This window comes from Lacinutrix cladophorae (assembly GCF_053604645.1).
Window position 1 is genome coordinate 72,510 of record NZ_JBSHNR010000119.1, and the last position, 13,858, is coordinate 86,367.

Here is a 13,858-nt window from a genome sequence, read left to right on the forward strand (position 1 = left end):
GTTTTAGCGACCTCTGTTTATTTAATTTTATTTACGCTAATTATTAAATCCTATTCAAATAAAGTAAATTTAAAATCTATACGCTCCATTTCGGTATTGTTAGGGATTTTTATATTTAGTTACACTATTTTTGCTGTTCTAGAATTGATATTTGATTTCATTCCTAAAAACATGCTTTTTATCACTTTATTATGTGTTTTATGCTTGATAATTTATACCCTAACATTTGCAATGATTTATATAAAAGATAAATACAATAATGCAATTATCTTATTAACCTCAGGAATATTTACTTTTTTTCAAGTTTGCTTGTCTTCTATTAACGAGCTTTTTCTTTATAATAAAACCTTTACTGTTTTAATTGTTATCTGTAATGTTATGTCTTTTTATCTTTTTATGGTTTTTATTTCTGAAAATAAAGTAACAGATAATAGAATTAAATATTTTTAAAATATTTCCACTTACAAGCAAGCTTAGCTACCTTGTCTTATATTATGCAGGAATCTATTAATTATAAGTTTTTGTTAAAAAAGAATGAACATTCATTTTTTTATATACCTTTGTAGTCTGATAATTAGAACATGGCAAAACTTCAAAAAAGTATTGATAAGAAAAATGCATTAATAAAAGCAACTATTGAGTTAGTAAACAATAATGGTTTTCATGCTACACCTATGAGTAAAATAGCTAAGATGGCTAATGTTTCACCTGCTACTATCTATCTATATTTTGAAAATAAACAAGACTTAGTAAATCAGACATATATAGAAGTAAAAGCTGCATATACTAAATATGCATTTGCAACTTACAATAAAAACATGTCTATAGAAGATGGTTTTAAATTAATATGGAAACGTATTGCAGATTTTAAACTTAAAGAATGTGAAAACGCAATGTTTTTAGCACAATGTGACAATACACCAATGATTGATGAGCCGAGTAGAAAAGAAGGTATCAAACATTTACAACCTTTACTTGATCTTTGGTCTCGTGGTAAAAACGAAGGTGTTATTAAACCTTTATCGGATTATTTATTATATGCTTACTCCATTAATCCTTTGTCTTTTTTAATGATTACTCAAAAACGTGGAGATTTTCAATTAAATAAAACACATTTAGAAGAAGCTTATCAATCTGCTTGGAACAGTATAAAAGTACATTCCTAACATAAAAAAACAGCTATTTAGTTCAACTAAAACGGATATACTAAAAACATAAAACTAGAACAAAAAAATAAAATGGAATTATTAAACAAATTAAATTGGAGATATGCTGCAAAAGCAATGAATGGTAAAAAAGTTACTGAAGAAAAGATAGAAAGAATTTTAGAGGCTGCTCGACTTGCTCCAACGTCTAGTGGTTTACAACCTTTTGAAATATTTGTAATAAAAAGCCAACAAATAAAAGAAAAAATTAAACCTGTTGCATGGAACCAATCGGTAATTACAGACTGCTCTCACCTACTCGTCTTTGCAGCTTGGGATCATTATACCGAAGACCGAATTAACTATATGTTCGATTTAACTAACGAAATTCGAGGCTTTAAAAATGAAGGTTGGGAAAACTATCGTCAAATGTTATTAAAGGCATATCCACAAAAAGAAAAAGAAGAAAACTTTAATCATGCTGCCAAACAAGCATACATCTCTTTTGCTCATGCAATTATTGCTGCTGCTTTCGAAGGTGTAGATGCCACTCCTATAGAAGGATTCGATCCTGCTGCTGTAGATAAAATTTTAGGATTACGTGAAAAAGGCTTAAGAAGCACTGTTTTGTTACCTATTGGTTATAGGCAAGAAAGTGAAGATTGGTTAGTAAACTTAGTAAAGGTTAGAAAACCAATGACAGATTTAGTTACTGTTATTGAATAAATAACACTTTAAAACATATTAAAAATTAAAAAAAGAAAAAGAAGATGAACAATTTTGAATTTAAAAATCCTACCAAAATTATTTTTGGAAAGAATACCATAGAAAAATTAAAAACAGAAATCCCTCAAGATGCTAAAGTATTGTTGCTATATGGAGGTGGAAGTATAAAGAAAAACGGAATTTACGACCAAGTAAAAACTGCTTTAACTAATGTAAATGTTATTGAATTTGGAGGCATCCCAGCAAATCCAGAATATGCAACCTTAATGGAAGCTTTAAAAGTTATTAAAGACCAAAACATCAACTATTTACTAGCTGTTGGTGGAGGTTCTGTTATCGATGGCACTAAATTTTTATCTGCAGCTGCAGTATACAATGGCGATACACCATGGGATATTTTAACAAAAAATATAAGAACCAATAAAGGCATGCCTTTTGGAACCGTTTTAACTTTACCAGCTACTGGATCTGAAATGAATTCTGGTGCTGTAATTACAAGGGCAGAAACTAAAGAAAAACTTGCAATGGGTGGGCCTGGATTATTCCCAGAGTTTTCCATTTTAGACCCACAAGTAATTACTTCTATTCCTAGACGTCAATTAGCAAATGGCTTAACAGATGCTTTTACACACGTTTTAGAGCAATACATGACCTATCCAATTGGAGCATTATTACAAGATCGTTTTGCCGAAAGTATATTACAAACTTTAGTAGAAGTTGCACCATCCGTTTTAAAAGATCCAACCGATTATCAAGCTGCTTCTAATTTTATGTGGAGTTGTACGATGGCTTTAAACGGATTAATTCAAAAAGGAGTACCAACAGATTGGGCAGTTCATGCAATGGGCCACGAGTTAACTGCTTTATTCGGAATCGATCACGCACGTACCTTAGCTGTAATTGCTCCAAGCCATTACAAGTTTAATTTTGAATCTAAAAAAGAAAAATTAGCACAATACGGAGAACGCATTTGGAATATTACGGAAGGTAATACGGAAGATAAAGCATATGAAGCTATAGCGAAAACAGAAGCTTTTTTCCACGAATTAGGAATCGACACTAAATTATCCAACTATACTAAAGAATATGAAGGTACTGCTGAAAAAATCTCAAAACGATTTACAGACCGTGGTTGGACAGCTTTGGGAGAACATCAAACATTAACTCCAGAGAAAGTGGAGAAAATAATAAAAATGGCATATTAAATTAAGATGAAAATATTAAAAACAATAGCCGTTACACTAACTATCATTACTGCTTCAAGTTGTAAAGATTCCAAAAACGAAACTCTTTCCGAAAACGTTTCGGAAGCAAAAAAAGCATTAAAAAAAGAAAAAAAAATGAAAATATTATTTGTATTAACCTCTCACGATAAACTAGGAAACACAGAAGAAAAAACAGGTTTCTGGATAGAAGAATTTGCAAGCCCATATTATGCTTTGCTAGATAAAGGTGCTAATATCACTATTGCTACACCTAAAGGAGGAGCTGCTCCAATAGACCCAAAAAGTAATACTCCCGATGCAGCTACTGAATATACCGAACGTTTTAATGTAGATGAAACCGCACAAAATAAAATTGCAAATACTAATAAATTAATCGATATAAATACAGACGACTTTGATGCTGTATTCTATCCTGGAGGTCATGGACCATTATGGGATTTAGCGATAGATAAAACGTCTATTGCTATAATTGAAAAATTTAACGAGCAAGAAAAACCAATTGCATTTGTATGCCATGCTCCTGCTGCTTTAAAAAATGTTAAAAATATAGATGGAACTCCTTTAGTAAAAGGTAAAAAAGTAACAGGTTTTACTAATTCTGAAGAAGCTGCTGTTGGCTTAACAGACGTTGTACCATTTCTAGTGGAAGATATGTTAAATCAAAATGGAGCAATCTATTCTAAAAAAGAAGATTGGGCTGCATATGCTATTCAAGATGGTAATTTAATAACAGGCCAAAATCCAGCATCCTCCGAATTAGTTGCTGAAAAATTATTACAAAATTTAAACTAATGTATATATTAATTTTGTAAAAAAAGGTTGTCTAATTTGGACAACCTTTTTTATATTCCAATTTTATAATTTTCTATTAATTACGATACAAAATAGTGTTTTTTACATTTTCAAAAGAAAGAAATTCTATAAAAAAGAATAAGATACAATTCATTATTTATCCAAAAATGGCAATTCTATTTTATAAAGCCACATAAATTTTTAATTCCTTAAAAATTAAACCAAATAATAGATTATTATTACTTATCTCTTTATTTAAGATTATATGTTTTTAGCATATAAAATTACTTAAATTTGCATTTATTTTCAGTAGCTTTATAAATCACATTTAATTACTGATTTCTTATAATTAACCTATGGCTTTAAAAATTGTAATTTCCCACAAGACAACCTATAAATATGATCGAAAAGTATCTTTATCTCCACATATTTTTAGACTAAGGCCTGCTCCGCATTCGAGAACTCCAATAGAATCTTATTCTATTAAAATAACTCCAGAAAATCAGTTTTTTAATTGGCAACAAGATCCTTTTGGAAATTATGTAGCACGCTTGGTTTTTCCAGATAAAACAGATGAGCTTTCTGTAGATGTAGAAATTATAGCAGATTTAAAAACCATCAATCCTTTTGATTTTTTTATTGAAGAATATGCAGAGGAATTTCCTTTTACATATACCGATATAATTAAAAAGGAATTACAACCTTATTTGGAGGTAACCGATAATGGGGAACTTTTAAAAGCGTTTATTAAAACATTAGATTATACACCAAGAAAAACCATTTATTTTTTAATTGATATTAATCAAAAAATCTACGAATATTTAAATTATAATATTCGTATGGATCCTGGTGTACAAACCTGCGAAGAAACATTATCACAAAAAAATGGTTCCTGTAGAGATTATGCATGGCTATTTGTGCAAACCTTACGTCACTTAGGTTTTGGTGCACGATTTGTTTCTGGATATTTAGTACAACTAAAATCGGATGAAAAATCCCTAGATGGTCCTTCTGGTCCTGAAGAAGATTTTACCGACTTACATGCATGGGCAGAAGTATATTTACCAGGTGCTGGTTGGATTGGTTTTGATGCTACTTCTGGTTTATTAGCTGGCGAAGGACACATACCTCTTGCTTGTACGCCTTCCTTTGAAAGTGCTGCACCTGTTTCTGGTATGACCGATGTGTGTGAAACCGAGTTCTTTTTTGAAAATTCTGTTAAACGTATTTTTGAATCGCCTAGAGTTACCAAACCTTATACAGATGAACAATGGAAAGCTATTGATAAACTAGGAAATAAAGTAGAAAAACAACTTCAAAAAAATGATGTTCGTTTAACCATGGGTGGTGAACCTACTTTTATTTCTATTGATGATTTAGAATCTCCAGAATGGAATACAGCTGCCGATGGTCCGCACAAACAAAAACTTGCAAAAGATTTATCGCAAAGACTTTATGACAAGTTTGGTAATGGTGCTGTTCTACATCATGCACAAGGAAAATGGTATCCTGGCGAACCTTTACCTAGATGGCAAATAGAAATTTGTTGGCGTAAAGATGGTAGACCCATTTGGTTTAATAAAAAATACTTAGCCACATTTGCCGATGATTTTGTGGTACCTGCCAATACAGATAAACTGTTTCTAGAAACCTTAACGAAATATTTAGGTGTTTCTTCGCAACATATAATTCCTGGTTTTGAAGATGCTTTCTACTTTTTATGGGAACAAGGAAACTTACCAATAGACATAGATCCTACTAAAGATAAAGACAATGCTTTAGTAAAAAATAAGCTGAAAGAAATACTAGAAAATGGAACCTCTACTCCTATTGGCCATTTACTACCTTTAAATTATACGCAAGGAAAATGGTTTACTAGTGCATGGACATTTAGAAGACAACATTTATTCTTAACTCCAGGAAATTCTCCTATGGGATTAAGATTACCACTAAATGCATTGATGGAAAAACCAGAACATGAAGTTTTTCCTGTATACGAACCAGATTTGTTTTCTAAAAAGAAACGCTTCCCTAGTTTTAGAAATATTGTAAAGAAAAGATATCAAGAATTTTTAGACTTCGGATTAGACACTAACCAACCTAATTATTTTGTTAGAACTGCTTTATGTGCAGAAATAAGAGAAGGTAAATTGTATTTGTTTTTACCACCTTTAGAATCTGCTGAAAACTTTTTAGATTTAATTGCTGCCATCGAGTTTACAGCAAAAGAACTAAACGTACCTGTTATTATGGAAGGTTACGATCCTCCAAAAGACAACAGACTAGAATCGTTAAAAATCACTCCAGATCCTGGAGTTATAGAAGTAAATGTACAACCTGTTACTAATTGGAAAGACTTATGTAACAATACTTTTACTTTTTACGAGCAAGCAAAACTGTCTAGATTAGGTACCGAAAAATTTATGCTAGACGGAAAACATACAGGAACCGGTGGCGGAAATCATGTTACTTTAGGAGGAACTAGTCCCGCAGATAGTCCTTTATTACGTAAACCAAGCTTGTTGCGAAGTTTATTAACCTTTTGGCAACACCATCCAGGATTAACTTATTTATTTTCGGGTTCTTTTGTTGGCCCTACTAGTCAAGCTCCTAGAATAGACGAAGCTCGTTTAGAAAACTTATATGAATTAGAAATTGCCTTTAGTCAAATTCCTAAAGATGGCGAAGTTCCTTTTTGGTTAACAGATAGACTTTTTAGACACCTTTTAACCGATTTAACAGGAAATACACACAGAGCAGAGTTTTGTATCGATAAATTATATTCACCAGATTCTTCAACAGGAAGATTAGGTATTTTAGAACTTCGTGGTTTTGATATGCCACCACATCCTAAAATGAGTTTGGTGCAAATGTTATTGGTTAGAACCTTAGTTTCTTGGTTCTGGAAAAAACCATACGAACATAATTTAGTACGTTGGGGAACCGAATTACATGATAAATTTTTAATAGAACATTATGTAAGAGAAGATATAAAAGATATTGTTTCGCAATTAAATAGAGCTGGTTATAAATTTGAAGAAGATTGGTTTAATCCGTTTTTTGAATTTAGATTTCCCTTACACGGCATGGTTGAAATTAACAATATTCATTTAGAATTACGAGCAGGAATAGAGCCTTGGAATGTTTTAGGAGAAGAAATGACTGGTGGCGGAACGGCAAGATATGTTGATTCTTCATTAGAAAGACTACAAGTAAAAGTTGCTAACTTTACCGAAGAAAGATTTGTATTAACTTGTAATGGTGTAAAAGTTCAATTGCAAAGTACCGGAGTAAAAGGCGAATATGTTGCAGGAATTCGTTATAAAGCTTGGGATCCATATTCTGCTTTACACCCAACTATTCCTGTAGATACGCCTTTAGTTTTTGATATTGTAGATACCTGGAATAAGCGTTCTATTGGTGGTTGTACTTATTTTGTAGCACATCCTGGAGGAAGATCTTATGATGCATATCCTGTAAATAGTTATGAAGCAGAATCGAGAAGAATTAATCGTTTTTGGGAGTTTGGCCATACACAAGGCGAAATTGATCCAGTAGAAGAAATCCATCCAGACTCAGAAGATGTAACAAGAAATGTAGAAGAAAAAGGGAGTTCTAAAAAATTCTCTTATAAGGAATTACCAATTAATTTTGAATTTCCTTACACGTTAGATTTACGTAAAAAATAAAAAGTACCATTGTTTCCTATATGATTACAAAAACAAAAACATTATTTGAAAAATATTTTTCAGAAACACCTAGTTATGATGAATTGCTCTCTTCTAAATTGAGCATTAAAGACAATTGGAAAAAATTGTCTCAAAATTTAAATAAAATTGGTGTTAAAAAACTTGCTCTAAAACAAGAAGAAATTAATTGGCTTCTAGCAGAAAACGGGGTTACTTATAATGTTTATAATGACCCAAAAGGGTTAAATAGACCTTGGGATTTAAATATTGTACCGTATATTATTCACAAAAAAGAATGGGATCTTGTTGAAAAAGGAATACAGCAAAGGTCTGAGATTCTAAACCTTATTTTAAAAGATTTATACGGAAAAAGAGAGCTCTTTAAAAATGGAATTTTACCTCCTGAAGTTATTTATGCACATAGTGGTTTTTTACGTTCTTGTGATCAAATTCAATATAAAAACACTAAACAACTCTTAATTTATGCGGCAGATTTAGCGAGAGGACCTGATGGGCAAATGTGGGTTGTAAACGATAGAACACAAGCACCTTCAGGAATGGGTTATGCATTAGAAAACCGATTTTCTACAAGTAAAGTTATACCAGAATTATATACCGATATTCATGTAGAGCAACCTTCGCAATTTTTTAATGACTTTAACGAGCTATTATTAAATGCAGCACCTACAAATACTGAAAATCCTATGGTGGTTATTTTAACCCCAGGACCGCATAACGAAACCTATTTTGAACATTCTTATTTATCCTCTTTTCTAGGATATCCACTTGTAAAAGGAAATGATCTAGTAGTAAGAAATGGCAAAGTTTGGTTAAAATCTTTAAAAGGATTAAAACAAGTGGATGTTATTTTAAGAAGAATTGATGATAGTTTTGTTGATCCTTTAGAGTTACGAGAAGATTCGTATTTAGGTGTTGCTGGCTTATTAGAAGTCGTACGCTTACAAAATGTTGCCATTGTAAACCCTATAGGTAGTGGTGTATTAGAAAATCCTGCATTAGTTCCATTTATGGAAAATATTTGCAAGTATTTTTTAGATGAAGAATTAATCTTACCGCAAATTGCATCTTGGTGGTGCGGACAAGAAAAAGAGAGAAAACACGTGTTAGCAGATTTACCTTCTTTTGTTGTAAAAAGAATAGATAGGTCGCATAGAGAGCATATATACTTCTGTGAATTTTTGGATAAAAAAGCACTAGAAGCACTTAAAAAAGAAATCATTGAAAACCCTTATAAATTTGTTGCTCAAGAAAAAATTTCTTTTTCTACAGCTCCCAATTTTGTAGATGATAAATTAGAACCTCGTAAAATATTATGCCGTACTTTTTCTATAGCAAAAAAAGATGGTTATAGCGTCATGCCTGGAGGATTAGTTCGTGTAGCTGCAGAAAGAGAAGAATTATTTGTTTCTAATCAACGTGGTGGAACGAGTAAAGATTTTTGGGTTATTAATGACAATCCGCAACCCAACTTACAAAATTATTCTTGGAATAAAACAAATGCTACTCCATCTATAGACATTAATGATGTACCAAGTAATACTGCCGAAAATTTATTTTGGTCTGGACGTTATTTAGGAAGAACTTTAGTTACTGCTAGATATTTACGTATGGTATTAAATCAAATGGCACAAGTACAATATAATAGTAGGAAATCGGATTCTGAAAACTTAAAAAATCTATTTAAATCTATTACTAAAATCACATCTACATTTCCAGGTTTTACTGGCGAAAATGAAGAAGAAGCTTTAAAAAATCCGTTAAAAGAAATAGAAAGCCTCATTTTAAATGAAACCAGAATAGGAAGTTTTGCACAATCTATGCAAAGCTTTAATAATTCTTATTTTTCCTTACGTAATTTATGGTCTAAAGATATGTGGCGTGTTTTTGATGGTATTCAAAAACATGTTAAAAAATTAAAAAAAGAAGAAACACATTCTATATATTCACTAACTACTTTTTTCGATAAAATCATTACAAGGCTTATTGCTTTTATGGCACTAACAGAAGAAAGTATTTTAGTAAGACAAGGACTTCTACTCTACTTTATTGGTTTAGAATTAGAAATTAGCGCCATGTCTATTGAAAAATTTAGAGCTTTACTTATTGTAAATCATAATGAAGAACTAACCTATGAAGTTTTAGAATCTTTATTAAATAGCCATGAAAGCTTAAATATTTACAGATATAGTTACAAATCGTATTTAAGCATTGAAAACGTAGTAAACCTATTGATCTTAGATACCGAATATTCTAGATCTTTAACGTATAGAATGCGACGTTTAAAAAAGGATATTAATAAATTACCAAATACAAATAAGAATAAAGAAAAGACGATTTGTCAAGAAAATATTGATGCGGTTATTTCTAAAATTGAAAGCTTAAATTTACAAGAAATGTTACATATTGATCCAGCATCTAATATGCGAAAAAACCTTGATGACATGCTTTCCGATTTAAGCAATTTATTACATATTACCTCTTTATCTATTTCAGACACTTATTTTAATCATTCACAACCACAAAAACAGTTGGTGAATAGAAACATCTCTAATTAATATGGTTTTTGATCTTTGGCATAAAACAAAATACTCTTACGAAAATGGCGCATCTTTTTGCCATAATCTAACAACTTTAAAACCGAAAAATTTTCCTGGGCAAACCCTTTTAGAGTATCGATTAGAAATAAGTCCTACCCCAACAGATGTAACAGAAAGACTAGACTTTTTTGGAAATGCTGTAACTCGTTTTTCTATTCAGCAAAATCATGACGAACTCCTTGTAATTGCACACAGTAAAGTATCTAGAGATTACGCATTACAAATAGATGAAGCAAAATTTTTAGAAGGAAAAAAAGTAACTATAGAAGCAAGTTTAAAGCATCTAAAAAAAACAGATTCTGAAATTATTAATGTACGCCAATTTGTATTAGCGTCGCCACTTATATCTAATAATAGTGAAGAAATTAAAGCCTATGCAGCACTTTCTTTTACACCAAATCGTTCTTTATATGAAGCTTCATACGAATTAATGCAACGAATTTTCACCGATTTTGATTTTGTTCCAGGCTTTACAAATATTGCAACACCACTTCATGAAGTTATGAAAGAAAAAAAAGGTGTTTGTCAAGATTTTGCGCAAATTGCAATTGCCTGTGTTCGTGCTATGGGTTTACCAGCAAGATATGTTAGTGGTTATATTGAAACTATTGCACCAGAAGGAAAAGAAAAATTAATAGGAACAGATGCCTCTCATGCATGGTTTTCGGTTTATATACCAACCTATGGATGGGTAGATTTTGATCCAACGAACAATCAAATCCCAAAAAACCAACATATTGTTGTTGCACACGGAAGAGATTATTATGATGTACCACCGTTAAAAGGTGTAATTTATAGTATGGGAAAAAATGAAATGAGTGTTGCTGTAGATTTAAGACCTTCCGTATCTCAGGAATTACCAAATACATCCAACAGTCTTTCGCAATCGCAATCGCAAAACTAGTATTTATTTATTGTGTTTGATTTTGAGTCTCTTTTTTAGTATCTTTTTTTTCTTCAACTTTAACTTCTGCCTTTTCTTCATCTTTGGCTACAGCTACTGTATCAGTAATATTGAAGTAATTATCCTCTAATTTTACTGCGATTAAAACTAATTTTTCAATTAAATCAGCAATAAATTCTTCTAAATTATCATTAATATCTGAAATTAATTTGTATTCAAATTCCGCTTTCATTTTACCTATTAAAAATGCTGCAGAATCATTGGCTATTTCTTTGTTTTTAGAAATAATACAGATATACTTATATATTTGAGATAGACAATTTTTAATGGATCTTGGACATTTTTCGTTTAATATTATAAACTCTAAAGTAGTTTCTCTAGATGGTGTTTTTTTATAATAACGACGCATCATATCGTAAGTAGAGACACATTTTAAAAGTGTGGACCATTGGTAACTTCCTGCTGTGGAGTCGCCATTCAATTCTTTAGAAGCTGCAACATCACTCATTTTAGAGTTTATAATTCTAGATACTTGAATTGCTCTTTCTAAATTTACACCTAACATAATAATAGCATATACTTCGTCATGTAAAAGTGTGCTTTTTATTTTACTTCTTGCTTCTGATGTAGATTGTGTAACAATTGTTGTAAAATCATACAAGCCACTTTTTACAAATTGTTCTATAGGATATGCTTTAATAGTATGGTTAATTCTATTAATACATTCAAATAATTCTGTTGAAATTAGATCTCTAGAACTTCTGGCATTTTCGTGTGCATTTATAAATGTACTTAATATAGAATACGGTTTTTCTTGATTTAAACCAACATTAAATAAAACAGATTCTTCTTCTAATGTAATGTCTGCATCAATAATTTCGTTTGCAGACATATACATTACAGATCGTAAAACAAATTGTCTAGATTGTGATAATTCGTCTGGTGCATCTAATGACGAAAAATAATTGACGCTTAAAAACCTTGCTAAGTGTTCTGAACGCTCAATATATCGTCCCATCCAAAAAAGGTTATTGGCTACTCTTGCTAACATATATTCTTTATTTTTTTAAAACCCAAGTGTCTTTTGATCCGCCACCTTGAGATGAGTTTACTACTAAATTTCCTTTTTTAAGTGCTACTCTTGTTAAACCTCCTTTTAACACAAAATCGACATCTTTACCTAATAGTGTAAACGTTCTTAAATCTACATGTCTAGATTCAAAAGATTCATTTTCATCGATATACGTTGGATGAGTAGATAAGGACATAATTGGCTGTGCTATGTATTTTCTAGGTTCAGCTAAAATGGTCTTTTTAACTTTTTCTATCTCTTCTTTTGTAAGCTTATTTCCAATAGAAATACCATAACCTCCAGATTCGTCGACTGGTTTAATTACCAATTTATCAATGTTTTCTATAACGTATTTTAGTTCGTCTTTTCTACTGCAATGATAGGTATGTACATTACTTAAAATAGGTTCTTCATCTAAATAATATTTAATAATTTCTGGCATGTAAGTATATACAGCTTTGTCATCTGCAACACCAGTTCCCGGAGCATTTACTAAAGTTACATTTCCTTTTTGATATACAGAAAACAAACCAGGAACACCTAAAAGGGAATCCTTTTTAAAGACCAGAGGATCTATAAACAAATCATCTACTCGTCTGTAAATAACATCTACTTTTTCTGGGCCGTAAATAGTTCGCATGTATACAAAACCATTTTCAACAAATAAGTCTCTACCTTCTACTAAAACAACTCCCATTTGTTTTGCAAGAAAAGAATGCTCATAATATGCCGAATTATAAACTCCAGGAGTAATAATAACACAAACAGGAGCATCTACTCCATTTGGTTTTACAGACTCTATAGTTTCTAATAATCTAGCTCCATAATCTACAACCGTATGCGTATTGTATTGATTAAAAACACCAAATAATGCATGTTTAACTGCATTTCTATTACCAACGACATAACTCACACCAGAAGGACATCTAATATTATCTTCTAATACATAATAATTCCCATCCGAATGTTTGATTAAATCGGTACCTGAAATATGGTTGTAAATTCCTCCAGGAGGATCTAAACCTATCATTTGAGGTAAAAAATTAATAGAAGATTTAATTAAATCTATAGGAACAATTCCTTGTTTTATTATTTTTTGGTCATGATATAAATCCCAAAGAAAAAGGTTTAAAGCTTTACTTCTTTGTAATACTCCTTTCTCAATAGTACACCATTCTTTATTATTAATAATTCTTGGAAATAAATCGAAAGGAAATATTTGTTCTTTCACCTCTTTTTCTCCATATACCTGAAAAGTAATCCCTAAATTAAAAAAGGAATCTTTTGCTTGTTTATTTAGACGATCGAACTCATTTACAGAGTATTTTCCAAAGATTTCAAATAAGGTTTTATAAATGCTTCTTATTTCTTCATTCTTATTAAAAAGCTCGTCATAAAATCTAGAATCTAAATCGTAAGTTGAAAATAGCGGAAGTGTTTTGGTTTTTTTCAAATCTTATATTTTAGTAAATGTGAATTACATTCTCTAAAATAGTAAGATTATATTAATATATACTAACTTTTAGCTAAACATTTATTGATCGTTTACAATTTTATTACATTTATAATATTGGAGACTATTTTTGTTGTTTTAATAAAATAGATATCTAATTTATAGTTTTTTGCATCGGTTAATGAAAAAGAACTCTACCTATTTAATAAGGGGTATTTATTTAAACGAAAAAA

The 13,858-nt window shown here is 30.8% G+C and carries 10 protein-coding genes; 8 read left to right on the forward strand and 2 right to left on the reverse strand.

Annotation, left to right across the window (positions count from 1 at the left end):
• Positions 1-231: 231 nt before the first annotated feature.
• The 8 genes from ACVC3Y_RS10590 to ACVC3Y_RS10625 all read left to right on the forward strand — a co-directional run bounded on the left by ACVC3Y_RS10590 (position 232) and on the right by ACVC3Y_RS10625 (position 11,100).
• The gene (locus ACVC3Y_RS10590) at positions 232-450 is read left to right on the forward strand and encodes a hypothetical protein (protein ID WP_452226866.1); all 219 of its coding nucleotides are present in this window, start codon (positions 232-234) and stop codon (positions 448-450) included.
• A gap of 131 nt (positions 451-581) precedes the next feature.
• The gene (locus tag ACVC3Y_RS10595) at positions 582-1,166 is read left to right on the forward strand and encodes a TetR/AcrR family transcriptional regulator (RefSeq protein WP_303423353.1); all 585 of its coding nucleotides are present in this window, start codon (positions 582-584) and stop codon (positions 1,164-1,166) included.
• 72 nt (positions 1,167-1,238) lie between these two features.
• Positions 1,239-1,871 carry a nitroreductase family protein gene (locus tag ACVC3Y_RS10600; RefSeq protein ID WP_452226867.1) on the forward strand — a complete coding sequence of 211 codons (633 nt, stop codon included), beginning with the start codon at positions 1,239-1,241 and terminating at the stop codon, positions 1,869-1,871.
• Between the two features lie 44 nt (positions 1,872-1,915).
• Positions 1,916-3,076 carry an iron-containing alcohol dehydrogenase gene (locus ACVC3Y_RS10605; protein WP_303423357.1) on the forward strand — a complete coding sequence of 387 codons (1,161 nt, stop codon included), beginning with the start codon at positions 1,916-1,918 and terminating at the stop codon, positions 3,074-3,076.
• A gap of 6 nt (positions 3,077-3,082) precedes the next feature.
• Entirely contained in the window at positions 3,083-3,889 is an 807-nt protein-coding gene (locus ACVC3Y_RS10610; protein ID WP_303423359.1) for a type 1 glutamine amidotransferase domain-containing protein, read from the forward strand.
• A 356-nt stretch (positions 3,890-4,245) separates the two neighbouring features.
• Complete coding sequence (locus ACVC3Y_RS10615) at positions 4,246-7,578, forward strand: transglutaminase family protein (protein WP_452226868.1); 3,333 nt, start codon at positions 4,246-4,248, stop codon at positions 7,576-7,578.
• 20 nt (positions 7,579-7,598) lie between these two features.
• Entirely contained in the window at positions 7,599-10,154 is a 2,556-nt protein-coding gene (locus ACVC3Y_RS10620) for a circularly permuted type 2 ATP-grasp protein (RefSeq protein ID WP_452226869.1), read from the forward strand.
• 1 nt (position 10,155) lies between these two features.
• Positions 10,156-11,100, forward strand: a complete 945-nt coding sequence (locus tag ACVC3Y_RS10625) for a transglutaminase family protein (RefSeq protein WP_303423365.1) — start codon at positions 10,156-10,158, stop codon at positions 11,098-11,100.
• A 7-nt stretch (positions 11,101-11,107) separates the two neighbouring features.
• On the opposite strand, the gene ACVC3Y_RS10630 is transcribed toward ACVC3Y_RS10625, so the two are convergent.
• Positions 11,108-12,151: an alpha-E domain-containing protein gene (locus ACVC3Y_RS10630; RefSeq protein ID WP_452226870.1), complete on the reverse strand. Its 1,044-nt coding sequence runs from the start codon at positions 12,149-12,151 to the stop codon at positions 11,108-11,110.
• Between the two features lie 7 nt (positions 12,152-12,158).
• Entirely contained in the window at positions 12,159-13,625 is a 1,467-nt protein-coding gene (locus ACVC3Y_RS10635; protein ID WP_303423369.1) for a circularly permuted type 2 ATP-grasp protein, read from the reverse strand.
• Positions 13,626-13,858: the final 233 nt, after the last annotated feature.